Source organism: Nocardia sp. NPDC057668 (assembly GCF_042799795.1).
In the GTDB taxonomy this organism is placed as follows: Bacteria; Actinomycetota; Actinomycetes; order Mycobacteriales; family Mycobacteriaceae; genus Nocardia.
This window is the reverse complement of sequence record NZ_JBHVIC010000002.1, coordinates 1,001,964-1,017,406: the sequence shown is the minus strand read 5'-3', so window position 1 is coordinate 1,017,406 and position 15,443 is coordinate 1,001,964. Positions and strand designations below refer to the sequence as shown.

The window sequence follows — 15,443 nt, the reverse complement described above, 5'->3', positions numbered from 1 at the left end:
AAAGACTAACCAGTGGATGTGACGGGAACATGACCTGTTTTCCAACAGGGGGAGGTTGTTGTGGTGAGGACGAACCGGCGATTAACACCCCCGAAATCCACCGCTCGATGACGCCCGCGGTTCGACCCCGGCCTGCTTCGCCGCCAGGCGGCAGGAGCGACGAAACCCCCAGGTGTACCGGGGGTTTCGGTGTCTTCCGGCATGTGAACGATTATGGTCGTCCGTATCCCTCAGAGGGTGAATTCGCCGCCTTCGACACCGGAGATGAACGCGTTCCATTCGCCCGGGGTGAAGACCAGCGCCGGGCCGCCGGGGTTCTTGCTGTCACGTACGCCCACTCTTCCGCCGGAAAGGCGTGCCACCTCGACGCACTCTCCAGAAGGCTGGCTGAAGCTGCTCTTCTTCCAGACGGCGGTGTTCAGTTCATCGTTCACGGTCGTACTCCTTTGCAATCCGCGTGAGCAGGCTCTGGCTTTCCTGGGGGGTTTTGCATGCCTGACGGATGGTTTCGTACGTCAGGTCATAGAAATCGAGGTCGGCCTTCTTCTCCAGGTAGATGCCGCCCCGCACGTTCTCCAGGAACACGGTCCGCTGTTCGGGGCGTTCGAGGATCACGAAAGGTGGGACGGCGACTCCGCTGGGGAACCCCGCTTCGAATGGGAGGACCCGCAAGCAGATGTTGGGGTGAAGGCCGGTCATCTCGGTGAGGTGCCGAAGTTGCGCGGCCATCGTGTCCGGCCCGCCGACGACGTGATGCAGGGCAGCCTGGCCGATGACGACATCGAACTCGATGGGGTTGGCTCGGGTCAGGATTCGCTTGCGGCCGGCCTTGATCTGAACGCGCTTCTCCCAGTCGTCCGGGTCGGCGCTCGGGCGTTCTTTGCGCAGGAGTGCCAGCACGTAGCTGGAAGTCTGGAGCAGTCCGGGGATCAGGTTGGGCTGGAAGGAGGTGAGCTTGTGCGACATCGATTCCAAGCCCATGTACACATCGAACTCGGCGGGGATGAGACCTCCGTACGGGTGCCACCACCAGTCGGCGCTCGCGGCTTGCGTGGCGAGCCCCACGGCGGCGGCCGTGCTGTGAGCATCCATGCCGTACGTCCTGCAGATCTCCAAGATGTCGTTCTCTTTCGGGTTGGCCTTGCCACCCTTCTCCAGCGTGTGTAGGGCGGTCTTCTTGATGCCCCGGATGCTGTTCGCCGCTTCCTCCAGGCTCAGCCCCTGATCCTCGCGCCACCTCCGTAAGAGACGACCAAGTTCCCTCAGGGGCAGACTCTTTCCCTCGCTGGCCATCCTACGTCCCCTCCATTTCGGAACGTTTCGCGTTCTGATTCGGAACGCCAAACATTCCGAATCAGAACGATCGTGCCATGAAATCGGAACGCGTCCTGGGCTTTCGGAAATTCTGTTTCAGAATTTCCGATTTATGCCGTGATCAGGGGTGATGCCGGTGTTGCATGAGAGTGCGCCCAGTCCAACGGATCACCACCCGGGCGGACAGCTCGAGGCGAATCTGTGAGACCTGGGCACCTCCACCCTCGTCGCGCATCTGGGAGGACGCGATAGCGATGATTACCGGCACTGGACTACTCAAATGTGAAGATCCCGGCTCGCTCTCGCTGGCCGCGGCTACGAAACTGATTGGGCTGCATCAGGATTGCGGTGACTCCTGCATGGTGGCGCTGCGTGCTCGGCAGGCGCTCGGAACGAATGTGCTCAGCGCCCGAGTGGGCGGTGCCGAATGACGCGGCCGTTCACGCTGATCCGGGGCGGCGGGACCTCGTCGCTGCGCGTGGTCGAAACGGTGGTGGAACTACCCGCCCGCGAGACCGCCGTGGCGGTCATCCACGAGGCGTTCGTCGCCCTCGACGTGGACGCGTCGGAGGAGTGGCTCGACCATGTGCGGCGCAGTAGGGGCCTTCACTGGCGCTCCGGCATGACGAAACCGACCGCCAGGGACTTGATCCTGATCGACGAGGACACCGAATGCCCGGTCGACCACATCATCGAGGACATCGATGAGAGCCCGGTCGACGTGGTGCTCGTGTCCGCGCTGTCGGATCTCTGCGGTGGCCTGACAAGGCTGCGCGAGTACGTCGATGTTCTGGTCGCGACCGGGATCCGGTACCCGCGCCACCAGCCCGTCGCCCCCCAACGGCCCGCGCTGAGGGTGGTGGACTGACGTATCTCGATGACAGCCACAGCCCCGGCGCGTACAACGTCGGCTGCGTGACCGGCGACCTTCGCCCGGTCGAGCAGCGCGACGGCTCCGGCCGGTCGTAGATCGGCGGAGGTGTCGTTACCCCGGGCCGGGTCGGTGTCATCACCGTGCTCGGATCTGGCCGGAGCCGTCCGTCGGGGTACCCGTACAGCTGCGCCGAGTTCGGTGACCAGCCGCCTTGTGCGGCCATGGTTTTGGCGTCGTGTCCGGCGCGGCGAGCTTCGCTGGCGAGTCCGGCGCGCAGGCTGTGTCCGGTCAGGTACGTGTTCACCTACGCGGTCGCGGCGGCGCGGATGACGATCTCCCCGCAGTGTGGGGAAACATGCGGGCGGCGCCGAGGTTGCCGTTCCGGTCGATGGGCCGGAACAGCGGGCCGGGGTCCTCGGCGGTGCCGGAGGTGTCGAGCCAGTCATGGACCGCGCGCACGGGGCAGGTGGCGGGGTGGGAGCTGCGGACCACCGCGGCGTGGCGGGGCCGGTCTTGCTGTACCGAACGTGCACGGTGAGGCCCTCGGCGTGCTCGGTGATGTCGGCGACGTCCAGGGCAGCCAGGTCCGAGCGGCGCGCAGCGATGGTAAAACCGACCAGGACGATGGCGCAGTCGCGGTGTCCGGCGAGGGTGACGGGCATGGCGTTGCAGACTTGGCGGAGTTGAGCGAGGTTGATCGCGGCGGCTTTACCTCGGCCGCAGGTCTGGCTGGTCTCGGCCAGGCGGACCCGGTACGTGTCCACAGTGACGGGCGACGTGCGACGGCGACGGCGTCGAGCAGGTCGAGCCGGGCGGCCAGGTCGGCGGGTACGAGCACGCTGGGCGGTGCCGGAACGAGATCGGCGGTCACGAATTCCCTTCCTAGAGAAGGGTCGACCGATTCGAGGCTCTCGCAGTCCGGCACGCAGACGGGCAGTGCGCGCGGTCAGCGATATCCCTGCGGTGCTGCGGGAGGTGAGTTGTGCTGGGGTGCGGGTGTTCTTGCGTTCTGCCCGAACGTGACCGGAGGGCGCGGTGCGCGCCTCCGTTGGCATGGGCGTGGACATCGTTGTGCGCCAACCGAGTTGGCCTGACGCGAGCAGAGCCTTTACCGGTATTCGCGCAGCTCGAGAGGGGTTTTAGTGAGCCGGAACGACGTGATATTCGCTGTAGGTTTGCCAATCGCTCCTTTTGTGACTTGAGTCGCATTTGTCCGGGGTTGTGCATGAGGCTGCCTGGGACTTCACGGATGCGAATCCCACGTTTGTTAGTCGCAACATGTCGTGTCGTGTGTATCTGTCGGACACTAGATGTAGTGTCTATTCATCGGGTCACACCCGAAGGCGATAGTGGTTTCGAAAGGATTCGGTCGCGCCTATGGCTCACGCCACTGGTCCCGGTGCATTCCCGGGCATTCGCGCCTAGCGCCAGTTCGGACGCTGGTAGCAGTCCTTCGGTCGGGGCGCCGGGGGATATCGCGGTAGCGGGTAGCTCGGCTATTGCGAGGTGTTCTCACCGCACCGGCGTCACGGTTCGGAACCCGCGCCCCTCCCGGTACGGGAGGAAGAAGCGTTCACTCCCGTTCGCGGGGCATATCAGTTCATCTCCTGCGATGCGCCACGGTGGCGCTGTTCGCGCAGGTCAACGAAAGGAGTCGCGATGCCGGCGAGCAAGCGACGGCACCACCCCAAAGGCCCACACGACACGTGGAAAACGGGCCAACGAGTTCCCGAGGATGGGGACTACGTGGATCAGCATGGGTGCCGAACGACCCATGAGCAGTACCGCGCGTTCCCGCCGTGTTACTGGCGGAAACGCGAGGTCGCCTACCGGCGCCTGATCACCAGCGGTGAGAAGGCGTGACCTGCTGAGAGGTGGTCCAGCCTCTGGAGAGATGTGGTTGGGAAGCCGCTCTCCAGAGGCCCCATCTTGCCATCGATTCGGCGTGTGCGCTGACATCGGGGCCGCAACCAGACGCGGGAACGCCGTGTGAGTGGGGCGGCCGCGGCACGGGCGGTGGTGGGTGCGGGGCTGTCGCACGGTGGCTTGACCTGCGCGTTAGATGGCGTGCTGTTCGCAACAGTTCTGTGTCCGTTGCACTGAATCTCTGGATTTGTCCGTACATTGCCCGTACATTGAGGACATCCATTGATGGATGAGCCAACAACTCATCCCCGCCGATCACCACGACAATGTCTCGCCAAGCTTCACCCCAGCTCACCGGGCGGTCGTCAGAACTCCATGTGAGGTCACGCGATGAGCACCACCAAGTCAGGACGATTCGAGATCAGACTGGCCGAAGAAGGACGCAATCAGATCGAGGCGGCGGCAGGAGCCGTCGGCGAAACTCTCTCTGACTTCGTCCGCAATGCGGCCATCCAACGCGCCGACAGAGTGCTGGCGCTATCGAGCCGCACCCTCATGGCACCCGAGCAGTTCGACGCCATGCTGAACTCGCTCGATGTTCCGGACCCCGCCCCCGCCCTCGCCAAGGCGGTGGCCCAACCCCGTAGGTACACACGCAAGTGACGATGTACTCGACCGGCCTCACCGCCGACCACGATCTGTCGCAATTCGATTGCGGCAAAGATGTATTGAACAAATGGCTACAGACCAGAGCTCTCTCGGCCGACAAAGGGATGACCAGCAAGACCTACGTGTGGGCGTTCGACGAGGATCCCGCGGTAAAGGCGTACTACGCCATCGCCCCGACGTTGGTCGACCGCGCCAAAGACGGCATCTCCTCCAGTATGGCCGCGGGGTTCTGGTCTGTTCCCGCGTTCCTGCTCGCCAAGTTCGCGCTCGACAAATCCCTGCAAGGGCAAGGCCTGGGCACCGAGCTGCTCGTCGACGCGGTGTCCAAGATGATGGGCGCCGCGCAGGCCTCGGGCGGCCGACTGATCGTGGTGGACGCGATCGATGACGATGCGTTCAGTTTCTACGAGCGGCACGACTTCATCCCGGTTGAGCTCACCCCTGGGCGTCTGGTCATGAAGATGTCGACCGCGCTGGCCACCTTCGGCGTGGGCTGAGCCCCCGCGGTCGGCCGGCCCGAACCCATCCCGCCTTCCCCGGGCGAAAACACAAGTCGCGCACTATAACTGCGATCCTCAGAGGCAGGAATGTCCCCGAAGGGCAAGCGGCGAGGCAGCCGTACCAGCACGACACCCCGGCCGTACAAGGTCCCGCCTGGTGTGGAATACAACGAGTTCGTCGGCGCGGTGGGCCCCGCCGACGGTAACGAGGTCACCGAGCTGCACGTGCGCTACGGGGTCCGGAACGATCGGTATGTCGATTGGTCGATCGCGCTGAACATCCGGATCGGCACGCTCGCGGATTACCTGGCATCGGGGGGAAAGCCCCTGCACCGGCGCCGATACCAGCGGATCGAACTCGTGAATTCCACGGTCCGCCGCAGCCACTTCAACCCGGCCAACCCAGACCAGCCGCCAGTGGTCGAGACGCTCCATCGCCTGGCACGCGGGCAGTACCAGGACGCCGATGGCTGCTATCACCAGGCGATGTACGAGCTCAGTCGTTGTTTCGAGGATCAGTACGCGGCCATGAACATTCGCCCGGACAGAAACACACAGGCGACGTTCGGCTTCGCGAACCACAACCGCAAACCGGAATTCCGCGCCCGGTACCACTGGCTCGCCAACACCATCGTGTCGCTGGAGTCCGACAATGTCGAAGAGGCGCTCATGGAGCGTGGTGGCGCGTACTTCCCGGGTCTTGATCGGACCGCGGCGGTCTGGTTCGCCGACCGGTCACGCTTGAATTTCATCAAGGCTCCCCGCAGCACCGTGTCCCCGGCATCCGGTGAGGACGTGATCCGTGCAGGCGCGGCTCAACGGGTCACCATGGGCATGGCCTGCGACATGGTCAACCTGCAACAGGACTGGGCCGACCTTCTTCTCGCTTAGCCGGCGACCCAGCCCGATATTCGGAACGCTTCGACCCGGGCCGTTCGACCACGCGGGGTTGGTTCACACCGGCCGCCTCTCACCTCCGTGGACACGGTTGTCGCGGCGGAACGCGAGGCCGGTAGTCGACGCGCCGGGGTCGGGCGCGTCGGCCCAGCACGACGCGTCGGTACCGGTCCTTCTGCGCGGCCAGCGATTTCGCGATGGGTTAGGCGACCTCGAGGACCCGTTCGTCCAGGGCGCGCTCGCGGAGCGCGGCGAGAGTGCGGGCGAGAATGGGGGAGACCTGCATCTGGGAGACGTTGAGGGCTTTGCCGACCTGGACCGGGTCGTCGTGGTCGACGCCGCAGCCGCCGTATCGCTGGGCGATGTGCTCACCGAGAGGCAGCGCGATCTTGTCGGATCCGGACAGGGTGCGGTCGAAGCGCAGGCCGCGCCACGACGGGTGGCGTAGATCGGCGGACAGGCGTACCGGTGGAGTGCACGTCTACCGCGGAGCTCGCGATCGCGGCAGAGCGCGCTGGCGTGCGCCGAGCCGCGTGATCAGCAGCATGTGCGGACGTTTCGCGGCCGAGTTTGCGCGTAGCCGGTTCCGAGAGCGGGCGCGGCGGCGGTTCGGTGCGGAATAGGCTGCGGCGGTGGGTTTTTCCGAGGTCTTGCGGCAGCGGCGAATGGCTTGGAACTACACCCACGAGCTGCTGAGCGCAGATGTCATCGATCGGGTGGTAAGTGCGGCACTGCGCGCTCCTTCAGCTGGGTTCTCGCAGGGATCGGCGTTTCTCGTGCTCACCCTCGAGTCAGACCGTGAGCGGTTCTGGAAGTTCGCCCCACACGCGTACCGAGCGAACCCGGCGATCCAGAACGCGCCAATGATCATCGTGCCGATGTCGAACAAGAACATCTATCTCGATCGATATGCCGAGGAGGACAAGGAGTGGACCGATCGGGACGAGGCGTGCTGGCCGGCGCCGTACTGGCATATCGATACCGGGATGGCCGCGTTCGCGATGCTGTTAACTGCAGTCGACGGACTCGGAGCGTGTTTCCTCGTGATCATGCCCCGCGACCTCGACCGATTTCGGGCCGAGTTCGGGGTGCCCGCGGACTACCATCCGATCGGCGCGATCACCGTTGGATATCGAGCCGAGGGACAACCTTCGGCCCGCTTGGATCACCGCTGCCGGAAGGCGGCCGATGTGGTTCACGACGGCTTCGATGCCAGGCGAGGTCCTGATCGAATCGCTCCAGCGGTGTACGTCGCAAATCCGAGCAGGGGATGTACATGAAGTCAGCTTGACTGCATCAGCACGAGATAGGCACGAATCGACAGTGCTCCGCGCTGGCAGGTTCGGTCAGCGCGCCAGCGTTGACCGAACCGGAACGCGCGGTAGCGGCATTTCAGTGCGTTCCAACCAACACCCCTGACTGTCCACCCGTATTCACACGGACCGCAGAGCATCATGGAAGGTCGCGCCCCATTGCACCGGTCATGGGTTGCCGACACCCAATCGGTTGAACTGCGCCGACCCTCGTCAGAGCAAAGTCACTTCGACTGCACTGTGGCATCTCAAATCGAACATACCTGCCAGCGGTGGAGCAGAGACTCCACCGAACATTTTAGCCGCGTCGGCGGTCAGTCGATAAAGTCCGGCGAAGATACGACACGGATCTGGCGAACTATCTGAAAGCAAGTCGCAAGTACATCGAATACTCCATAGACTTTTGCTACCATATCAATATATGGGATTCCAGCAGGATTTTCACTGCTGACAATCAGTCCGCGTCGCAAATCATGCCTTGCTGTTGCATGCCCTATGTCGTTGCGAGTCTTGTTGCTTAACAGGCTTGCCCAGCCTTCCCAGCCCGGTACGGCCGAGATGTAATGCAGCTTATCCGCGTTCGCCATCTTCTCGAAAGAATCAATTCCGGTTGGATTATTTTTCCGGCTCAAGCCTGCGGGAACGTCGATGCCAAAAAGTTCGGGATCTCCACGCTTTATGACATTCTGCACGGCAACCAGGTACCGCAAGAATTTGCAGGCAATCTCAAAGCCTTGCTGATAGAGATCGCGCAAAATGTCGAATTCATCCCTGAATAATCGAAGATCAGCGAGGGCCTCGCGATTTCCATCGGGAATTACTCTGCCCAGTACGCCCATTGTCCAGCATTCGAAGCGCTGAACGAAGTGGTCAGTAACGTCGAGTAGTGATCGTTGGAGTGCGCTGATCCGTCCTGATTCTGATTCCGCCACTGCGAAGGCCCGGTAGCGATCATTCTGTATCGCTGCCATGTGTTTTCGGAGAAATCTCCTCATGAAGATGGATGAGGCTTCATGGTGGTCATCGATCATATTGGCCAAAGCCGTGCCGACCGCATGGTGTGCCACAGAGGCGCGCTCATGAGTAGTCTCGCCTCGCGTCCACTCGTCTCCGAAAAACTCCTCGGCGATCTTGTTGAACCTTACCCAATCGCCCTCCAGATAGTATTCGTATAGGCGTCGGGCCTGTGGCCATAGATTTTCGGCCGCGTAATTTCCCCGCGACAGGCACATCATGAGATCTTGGATTCGATCATTTCCAGCAAGCATTAGTAGAGTCAGCGATGGGCCGGATCCGAGACCGTCAAACGTAACCGATTGATAACGACTCGGCACGTTAGGGTCAACAGTCACTACCATCTCGTGGTTTGCATCGTCGGCGAGTTGTGTGGCCTCGAACTCAACCTTGAAAGTGTCCAAAGCCTCGCCATGTGATCGGCCACGGATTGGAAGTTTGCAGGCCGGACACGGGACATAGAATCGTGTCATCTTGGTGGGCGCGATGCCCAACCTCACCACGAATGTCACATTGCATCCGGGACACACGATCGAGCACCGGGATATCACGCAGTAACTGTACGCCGAAGGCGGTGCAGGCACACCCGAATAAACTGGCGTGATAGTGCCGATCGGAACTGCCGTTCGAAGCGAGCAGCGCAGCGTTCGATGGAGACCCCTCGTTGGCATGAGCGGATGTTCGACAGACGCGCTGACATTCAGGGTTCGCCAGCCAACGACCGACGCCCATCCGGTGAGCGTGGGGCACGTTGACGCGCCGGCTTTCATCCCCTCGCGGTGGCAGCGGCAGGCAGTGGCGCGGCCGACGCCGAACCCGGCGCCTCGTTCCTACCGACTCCCACGAGCCGAAATCTCCCGAATCCCGGCCAGCATCTCCCCGAACTCCCCGTCCTCGTGCGGCTCCGCCGGCACGTCCAGCGCGATCCCATGACACCGATCCCCGTACCAGGAATCCAGCACCGCGGGCAGTTCCCCGTACGTCCCCTGCGGCACCAGCGTCGCCACCATGTCGTCGGTCAGCAACCCCGGCAGCGCGCCCCACTCCTTGGCCGCCGCACCGGCCGAGAGCTGGTCGGCGATGTCGCCCAGCCCGAGCCGGTCCAGCGTGCCCCGGTAGGCGGGCGTCGAGTACAGGAAGGCGAGTTCGGAGCGGCGCTCGTGCCGTAGCGCCGTCAGGGCCGCTTCGTCGCGGCCGGTGATCACCTTGGGCACCACGACAATTCGCGGTCCGCCGTCGGCGCGTCCCGCGCGCACGACGCCAGTGCCGAGGGTCGGCAGCACATGGTTCTCCAGGGAGAGCGGATGCGACCCGGTCGGGTGCGCGACGAAACCGTCGGCCAGTGCCCCGGCGAGCTCGCACATGCGGCGGTTCACCGCGCCCATATAGATGGGCGGCACCGGGACATCGAGCGGTCCCGGGTTGAAAAACGGTTGTAGACGGTTGAATTCGTAGTGGCTGCCGTGGTGGTCCAGGGGCGTTCCGTGCTGGAACGCCGCGAAGATCGCGCGCAGCGCGGTGACGTAGTCGCCGAGCTGAGCCACCGGGTCGGTCCACGGGGTGGAGAAGCGGCCGACGATGTTGCCGCGCACCTGGGATGCCACCCCCAACTGGAACCGGCCGCCGGAGAACCCGGCCAGGTCCCAGGCCGCCAAAGCGGTCACCATCGGGCTGCGGGGAAAGGCCACGACCATCGACGTGCGGATGGTCAGGCGGGTGCTGTGTTCCACGGCCAGCGCGCAGACGGCGAACGGGTCGTGGATCGTCTCGGAGACGTGGACGGTATCGAAGCCGAGCGCCTCGATGCGGCGGATCCGGGCGGCCACCTGTGACAGCGGGGTGTCCGCGGGCAGCGACGTCACAACTTCCACGGCGAGCCTTTTCGTTCTCGTGCTCGCCGGGGGCGGCAAGCGGGTGCTTGCCGATAGTCGCACGCCGGTTATGCGGCGATTGTCGCGGTACTCCCGAGGGTCAGCACGCCGTCGACCATCCGGTGCACGGTGTCCATCCGGTGCAGGTGGGCGCGGTCGTGGGTCACCAGCAGAGTCGCGGCGTTGTGTTCGCGGACGATGCGCACGATCAGCTCGATGATCGCCGCGCCCCGCTCCTGGTCCAGGGCGCTGGTGGGTTCGTCGATCACCAGCAGGGCGGGCTCGTTCATGAGGGCGCGGGCGATGTTCACGCGCTGGCGCTGACCGCCGGACAGCTGCGCGGGGCGCTTGTTCTCGTGGCCGGACAGACCCACCGCGTCGAGCAGCTCGCGGGCGTGCGCCCGGGTCGCGCGGCGGCGGGCGGGCGAGACCAGCAGGGACTGGCCGAGGTGGGCCATGGCTTCGAGCTGTTCCAGGGCGGTGAGGGCGGGAATCAGGTTCGACTGCTGGAACACGATCCCGATCGTGTTGCGGCGCATGGCTGTTGCCGCTCGGCGTGACAGCGAGGCCAGGTCGACCGGGCCGCCGTCGGTGTCCAGCTCGATGCGGCCCGAGTCGGGGCGGACCAGGGTCGACACCGCCGCCAGCAGTGTGGATTTACCGGATCCGGAGGGGCCGGTGATGGCGGCTATCTCGCCGCCGCCCACCCGCAGATTCACCTTGTCGAGCGCGGTCACGCGCTCGTTGCCGTCGGGGAAGGTGAGGGTCAGGTCGGTGACGGTCAGGGTGTTGGTCATGGCGAATCTCCTGGGGGACAAGGCTTGTCAGCGGGCCTGGTTCAGGGCGGTGAGCGGGTCGGTGGTGGCCAGGAAGCGCAGGGCGAACGCCGCGCCGAGCAGACCGAGCAGGACCAGGGCCGTCGCGGGGAGCAGCGTGGTGCTCAGCGTGAGGGTGAAAGGCATTGCGTCGCCGATGAACACGCCCGCCAGCACCGTGCCGCCCAAACCCGCTCCCACACCGGCCACCAGGACCACCAGAGCCTGGCCCAGCGCATCGCGGACCAGCGAACCGGTGGTCGCGCCGAGCGCCTTCAGGGTCGCGACGTCGGGCATGCGCTGCACCGTCCACACCGTGAAGAACGCGCCGATGACCAGTGCCGAGATCGCGAACAACATGACCGTCATCAGGGTGAGCGAACCGTTCTCGGCCTGGTAGGAGCTCATGGCGGACAGCGAATCCGCGGCGGAGGTATCGGTGGTGCGCGCCTTCGCGTTCACCGCCGCCATGTCGCCGACCCCGGAGACCGCCAGCACCGTCGCCGCCCCGGACCGCGGGTTGAGCGCCTGCCAGTCGGACAGCGTCATCCACACCACCGGCGTGTGCGCGTACCAGTCGTCGCCGGTCACGCCCTGCACGATGAAATTGCCGCTGCCCAGCCCCACGGTGTCGCCGGCCACGGCGTCCAGGTCCTTGGCGGCCGCGCTGCTGAGGATCACCCGGCCGGGTTCGGTTGCCGTGCGATTGCCGAAAGGCGTTCCTTCGACGCCGAACAGCGCCACCTGGGTGGCCCCGGCCCCGTCCGCGGTGGCGCGGGCACGGCTGATGCCCACGGGATCCACCGTGCCGCCCGCCTCCTGCCACACGCGCACCTGGTCCGGGCCGAGGCTGGAGGCGTCGAAGGACGGGCCGGAACCGGTGTCGGCGAAGACCACCGACTCGGCGGTCAGCGACTCCACCGCCGAGATGTTCTGGTGCGCGAGCCCGGCGGTGAGCCCGCTCAAGAAGGTGACGAGCAGCGCGACCAGGGTCACCACCAGGGTGATGAGCAGAAAACGGCCGCGGGCGGCCCGCAGATCTCGGAGTGCGACGAACATGACTCCAGCCTGTCGCGGCGGCGGCCGGAAACCATCGCGCCGCCGGAGGAATCCGGGGGCTGCCATCGGTGGGTCGGCGTTTCCTACTTTCGATGGATGCCGCCCGAGTTGCCCGGCATAAGCTGGTCGGCGTGCACCGTTCGCCCCTGACCCCCGTCTTCTCCGGCCTCCAGGTCGGCCTGCACGTGCTGGTGGTCGCCCTGACGGCGGTGGTGGTCGGGCGGGCGTTCGTGGCCGATTCGCACCCCTACGCGGTGCTGGTGCTCGCGGGCGCGTTCCTGGGCGTGTACTTCACCGGCGGGCTGTTCCGGCGACGGCTCACCGCGGCCCGGGTGTGGCTGCTCGCGCTGACCGTCATGTGGCTCGGACTGGTGATCGTCGAACCCATCGCGGTGTACCTGGTCTTCGGGCTGTTCTTCCTGTATCTGCATCTGCTGCCGCGTAATTGGGGTCTGCTCGCGGTGCTGGCGGCGACGGTGCTCTCGGTGTTCGGGTTCGCCTGGCACCGGGGCTGGTCGATGGGCGGGGTGATCGGGCCGCTGCTGGGCGCCCTGGTGGCCGTGGCCATCGGGCTCGGATACGAGGCGCTGTTCCGCGAGGCCGCCGAACGGCAGCGGCTCATCGACGAATTGCTGGCCACCCGAAACACTTTGGCCGAGCAGGAGCGCACGGCGGGCAAGATGGCCGAGCGCGAACGCCTGGCACAGGAGATCCACGACACCGTGGCCCAGGGGCTGAGCAGCATTCAGTTGCTGTTGCACGCGGTCGAGCGCGCCGCCCCGGATCATCCGGCGCTGGAGAAGATTCGGCTGGCCCGCGAGACGGCCGCCGACAGTCTCGTCGAAACCCGCCAGCTCATCGCCGAACTCACCCCGGCCGCGCTGGAGGGGCAGTCGCTCGCGAGTGCGCTCACCCGGATCACCCAGCGCGCCGCCGCCCCCGGCCTGGACGCGCAGGTCCTGGTGGAGGGTGAACCCCACGCGCTGCCCATGTCCGTGGAGGCCGCGCTGGTGCGCATCACCCAGAGCGCGGTGTCGAACGTGGTGCGGCACGCGGGAGCACGGCGGATGCGGGTCACCCTGACCTACGCCGGGGACGCGGTGCACCTGGACGTGGTGGACGATGGGGTGGGCATCGCACCGGCGGTGCTCGCGCAATCGCCCTCGGGCAGTTTCGGTCTCACCGCCATGCGCAGCCGGGTGGAACAGCAGGGCGGCACCATGAACGTGGAGTCCGAACCCGGCCACACCGCGGTCACCGTGTCGTTCCCCGTGGAGGAGCCATGATTCGCATTCTGCTCGCCGACGATCACGCCATCGTGCGCGCGGGCCTGCGCGCGCTGCTGGATTCCGGTGTGGCCGAAAGTGATTCCGGCGCGGACATCGAGGTGGTGGGGGAGGCGGCGACCGCCGAGGACGCGGTGGCGTTCTGCGCGACCACCGGCGTGGACCTGGTGCTGATGGATCTGCGCTTCGGGCCGGGCAGCTCGGGCGCCGACGCCACCGCCGCGCTACGCGAATTGCCTTCGCCCCCCAATGTTCTGGTGGTCACCAACTACGACACCGACGCCGACATCCTCGGCGCGATCGAGGCGGGCGCGTGCGGCTACATCCTCAAGGACACCCCGCCCGCGGAACTGCTGGCCGCGGTCCGCTCGGCCGCGGCGGGCGAGAGCGTGCTGTCGCCGTCGGTCGCTTCGCGGCTGATGACCCGGGTCCGCAAGCCGGACACGACCCTGAGCCCGCGCGAGATCGAGGTGCTGCGGCTGGTGGCCGACGGGCATTCCAACCGGGAGATCGGCCGCCGGCTGTTCCTGAGCGAGACCACGGTCAAATCCCATCTCGTGCACATCTACGCCAAGCTCGGGGTGAAATCCCGGACCTCGGCGGTGGCCCGGGCGCGCGAACGCGGCGCGATCTGAGCGGACCCCGCCTGGTTCATCCGGTTCGCGAGGGTCGCGGCCTACGGTGTTCCCATGGCCTCACTCTCTGATCCGACAGTGCGCGCATTCCTCGAAGAAGGCACCCGGACCGGCAAGGTCGCGTTCGTCGCGGCGGACGGCCGGCCGCTGGTCACCCCGATCTGGTTCGTCCTGGAGGACGACGCCGTCGTCTTCAACACCGGCGCGAACACCGCCAAGGGCAAGGCCATCGCGCGGGATCCCCGCCTGTGCCTGGTGGTGGACCTGGAGACGCCGCCGTACGCCTTCGTGCAGGTGCAGGGGGTCGCGGAGATTTCCGAGGACCTGGACGATCTGGTGGCAACGGCCACCCGCATCGGCGCGCGGTACATGGGCGCCGATCGCGGCGCGGAATTCGGCAGGCGCAACGGCGTGCCCGGTGAGCTGGTGGTGCGGTTGCGGCCGGACAAGGTGCAGGCGCACTTCGACGTCTCGGCCTGACCTGCCAGACTCCCCGGTATGACTGTGCACTTCATCGGGGCCGGACCGGGCGCGGCCGATCTGCTGACCGTGCGCGCGGTGAACCTGCTGCGGTCCGCCCCGGTGTGCCTGTACGCGGGGACCTACCTCGACCCCGAGGTGCTCGCGCACTGCGCGCCCGGGGCCGAGCTCATCGATACCCAGGGCCTGGATCTGGATCAGATCATCGCGCACTGCGTGCGGGCGCACGCCGAGGGCAAGGACGTGGCCCGGTTGTGCTCGGGCGATCCGTCCGTCTATTCGGCGCTCTCGGAGCAGAAGGCCCGGCTGGACGCGGCGGGCATCCCGTGGGACGTCACCCCCGGCGTTCCGGCCTACGCGGCCGCGGCGGCCATCCTCGGGGCGGAGTTGACCGTGCCCGAGCAGGTGCAATCGGTGGTCCTGACCCGCACGCACGCGCGGTCGACGGCGATGCCCGAGACCGAGGCGCTGGCGAACTTCGCGCGCACCCGCGCCACCCTGATATTGCATCTGGCTATAACCCGTGTTCGCGCGCTGGCGGCCGAGTTGGCGGCCGAGTACGGCGCGCACTGTCCGGTGGCCGTGGTCTACCGGGCCAGCCAGCCCGAGCAGCTCGTGCTGCGCGGCACCCTGGCCGATATCGCCGATCGCGTGGAGGCGGCCGAATTGCGCCAGGCGGCAGTGATTCTGGTGGGCCCGGCGCTGGCCGAAAGTGTCGATTGCGCTCAGTCGCATCTCTACGACCCGAGCCGCGACAGGACGCATATCACTCGCTGAGACCACGAAATGCGGCGATAGCGCAGGGCTATGGCCCTTCGTGGTTGCGTGGGCGCGCCGGACGGTAGATTGG

General features: G+C 65.9%; 16 protein-coding genes. 10 read left to right on the top strand and 6 right to left on the bottom strand.

All coding sequences use genetic code 11. The features are described from left to right. Positions 1-230 precede the first annotated feature (230 nt). On the bottom strand, positions 231-434 hold the full coding sequence (locus ACFVBH_RS17250) for a DUF397 domain-containing protein (protein ID WP_354985909.1): 204 nt from the start codon (positions 432-434) through the stop codon (positions 231-233). Further along, on the bottom strand, positions 424-1,293 hold the full coding sequence (locus ACFVBH_RS17245; protein WP_379002415.1) for a helix-turn-helix domain-containing protein: 870 nt from the start codon (positions 1,291-1,293) through the stop codon (positions 424-426). The genes ACFVBH_RS17250 and ACFVBH_RS17245 overlap by 11 nt, the downstream gene beginning before the upstream one ends. 448 nt (positions 1,294-1,741) lie before the next feature. Between ACFVBH_RS17245 and ACFVBH_RS17240 the strand changes: the two genes are divergently transcribed. The 6 genes from ACFVBH_RS17240 (at position 1,742) to ACFVBH_RS17215 (ending at position 7,400) form a co-directional block, all read left to right on the top strand. After that, entirely contained in the window at positions 1,742-2,182 is a 441-nt protein-coding gene (locus tag ACFVBH_RS17240; RefSeq protein WP_379002413.1) for a hypothetical protein, read from the top strand. A gap of 2,262 nt (positions 2,183-4,444) precedes the next feature. After that, positions 4,445-4,717, top strand: coding sequence for a DUF1778 domain-containing protein (locus ACFVBH_RS17235; RefSeq protein WP_379002411.1), 273 nt, complete (start codon positions 4,445-4,447; stop codon positions 4,715-4,717). 2 nt (positions 4,718-4,719) lie between these two features. Then, positions 4,720-5,220: a GNAT family N-acetyltransferase gene (locus ACFVBH_RS17230; protein WP_379002824.1), complete on the top strand. Its 501-nt coding sequence runs from the start codon at positions 4,720-4,722 to the stop codon at positions 5,218-5,220. Positions 5,221-5,382: 162 nt separating this feature from the next. Continuing rightward, the gene (locus ACFVBH_RS17225) at positions 5,383-6,114 is read left to right on the top strand and encodes a hypothetical protein (protein WP_379002409.1); all 732 of its coding nucleotides are present in this window, start codon (positions 5,383-5,385) and stop codon (positions 6,112-6,114) included. Between the two features lie 97 nt (positions 6,115-6,211). Beyond that, positions 6,212-6,568: a hypothetical protein gene (locus ACFVBH_RS17220; protein WP_379002407.1), complete on the top strand. Its 357-nt coding sequence runs from the start codon at positions 6,212-6,214 to the stop codon at positions 6,566-6,568. Between the two features lie 184 nt (positions 6,569-6,752). Next, a complete protein-coding gene (locus ACFVBH_RS17215; RefSeq protein ID WP_379002405.1) occupies positions 6,753-7,400 on the top strand; it encodes a nitroreductase family protein in 648 nt (215 codons plus the stop codon). Positions 7,401-7,747: 347 nt separating this feature from the next. Here ACFVBH_RS17215 and ACFVBH_RS17210 read toward each other — a convergent pair whose 3' ends face one another. The 4 genes from ACFVBH_RS17210 to ACFVBH_RS17195 form a co-directional block, all read right to left on the bottom strand. Beyond that, complete coding sequence (locus tag ACFVBH_RS17210) at positions 7,748-8,851, bottom strand: hypothetical protein (protein WP_379002403.1); 1,104 nt, start codon at positions 8,849-8,851, stop codon at positions 7,748-7,750. Between the two features lie 426 nt (positions 8,852-9,277). Next, a complete protein-coding gene (locus ACFVBH_RS17205) occupies positions 9,278-10,318 on the bottom strand; it encodes a TIGR03617 family F420-dependent LLM class oxidoreductase (protein ID WP_379002401.1) in 1,041 nt (346 codons plus the stop codon). 68 nt (positions 10,319-10,386) lie between these two features. Next, positions 10,387-11,115 carry an ABC transporter ATP-binding protein gene (locus tag ACFVBH_RS17200; protein ID WP_379002399.1) on the bottom strand — a complete coding sequence of 243 codons (729 nt, stop codon included), beginning with the start codon at positions 11,113-11,115 and terminating at the stop codon, positions 10,387-10,389. 27 nt (positions 11,116-11,142) lie between these two features. Continuing rightward, on the bottom strand, positions 11,143-12,192 hold the full coding sequence (locus ACFVBH_RS17195) for an ABC transporter permease (protein ID WP_354985922.1): 1,050 nt from the start codon (positions 12,190-12,192) through the stop codon (positions 11,143-11,145). A gap of 131 nt (positions 12,193-12,323) precedes the next feature. Here ACFVBH_RS17195 and ACFVBH_RS17190 point away from each other — a divergent pair, with 131 nt between their 5' ends. Genes ACFVBH_RS17190 through cobM form a run of 4 tightly spaced genes read left to right on the top strand, consistent with a single transcriptional unit; the run spans position 12,324 to position 15,370 of the window. Next, positions 12,324-13,478, top strand: coding sequence for a sensor histidine kinase (locus tag ACFVBH_RS17190; protein ID WP_379002396.1), 1,155 nt, complete (start codon positions 12,324-12,326; stop codon positions 13,476-13,478). Beyond that, the gene (locus ACFVBH_RS17185) at positions 13,475-14,113 is read left to right on the top strand and encodes a LuxR C-terminal-related transcriptional regulator (protein WP_379002394.1); all 639 of its coding nucleotides are present in this window, start codon (positions 13,475-13,477) and stop codon (positions 14,111-14,113) included. The genes ACFVBH_RS17190 and ACFVBH_RS17185 overlap by 4 nt, the downstream gene beginning before the upstream one ends. A 54-nt stretch (positions 14,114-14,167) precedes the next feature. Then, complete coding sequence (locus ACFVBH_RS17180; protein WP_354985925.1) at positions 14,168-14,593, top strand: PPOX class F420-dependent oxidoreductase; 426 nt, start codon at positions 14,168-14,170, stop codon at positions 14,591-14,593. 18 nt (positions 14,594-14,611) lie between these two features. Beyond that, positions 14,612-15,370: a precorrin-4 C(11)-methyltransferase gene (gene cobM, locus ACFVBH_RS17175; RefSeq protein WP_379002392.1), complete on the top strand. Its 759-nt coding sequence runs from the start codon at positions 14,612-14,614 to the stop codon at positions 15,368-15,370. Positions 15,371-15,443 lie beyond the last annotated feature (73 nt).

Bases quoted from the DNA above. Each gene is read 5' to 3' on its own strand.
- ACFVBH_RS17245 (WP_379002415.1), bottom strand. From the start codon at position 1,293: ATGGCCAGCGAGGGAAAGAGTCTGCCCCTGAGGGAACTTGGTCGTCTC.
- ACFVBH_RS17240 (WP_379002413.1), top strand. From the start codon at position 1,742: ATGACGCGGCCGTTCACGCTGATCCGGGGCGGCGGGACCTCGTCGCTG.
- ACFVBH_RS17235 (WP_379002411.1), top strand. From the start codon at position 4,445: ATGAGCACCACCAAGTCAGGACGATTCGAGATCAGACTGGCCGAAGAA.
- ACFVBH_RS17230 (WP_379002824.1), top strand. From the start codon at position 4,720: ATGTACTCGACCGGCCTCACCGCCGACCACGATCTGTCGCAATTCGAT.
- ACFVBH_RS17200 (WP_379002399.1), bottom strand. From the start codon at position 11,115: ATGACCAACACCCTGACCGTCACCGACCTGACCCTCACCTTCCCCGAC.
- ACFVBH_RS17195 (WP_354985922.1), bottom strand. From the start codon at position 12,192: ATGTTCGTCGCACTCCGAGATCTGCGGGCCGCCCGCGGCCGTTTTCTG.
- ACFVBH_RS17185 (WP_379002394.1), top strand. From the start codon at position 13,475: ATGATTCGCATTCTGCTCGCCGACGATCACGCCATCGTGCGCGCGGGC.
- ACFVBH_RS17180 (WP_354985925.1), top strand. From the start codon at position 14,168: ATGGCCTCACTCTCTGATCCGACAGTGCGCGCATTCCTCGAAGAAGGC.
- cobM (WP_379002392.1), top strand. From the start codon at position 14,612: ATGACTGTGCACTTCATCGGGGCCGGACCGGGCGCGGCCGATCTGCTG.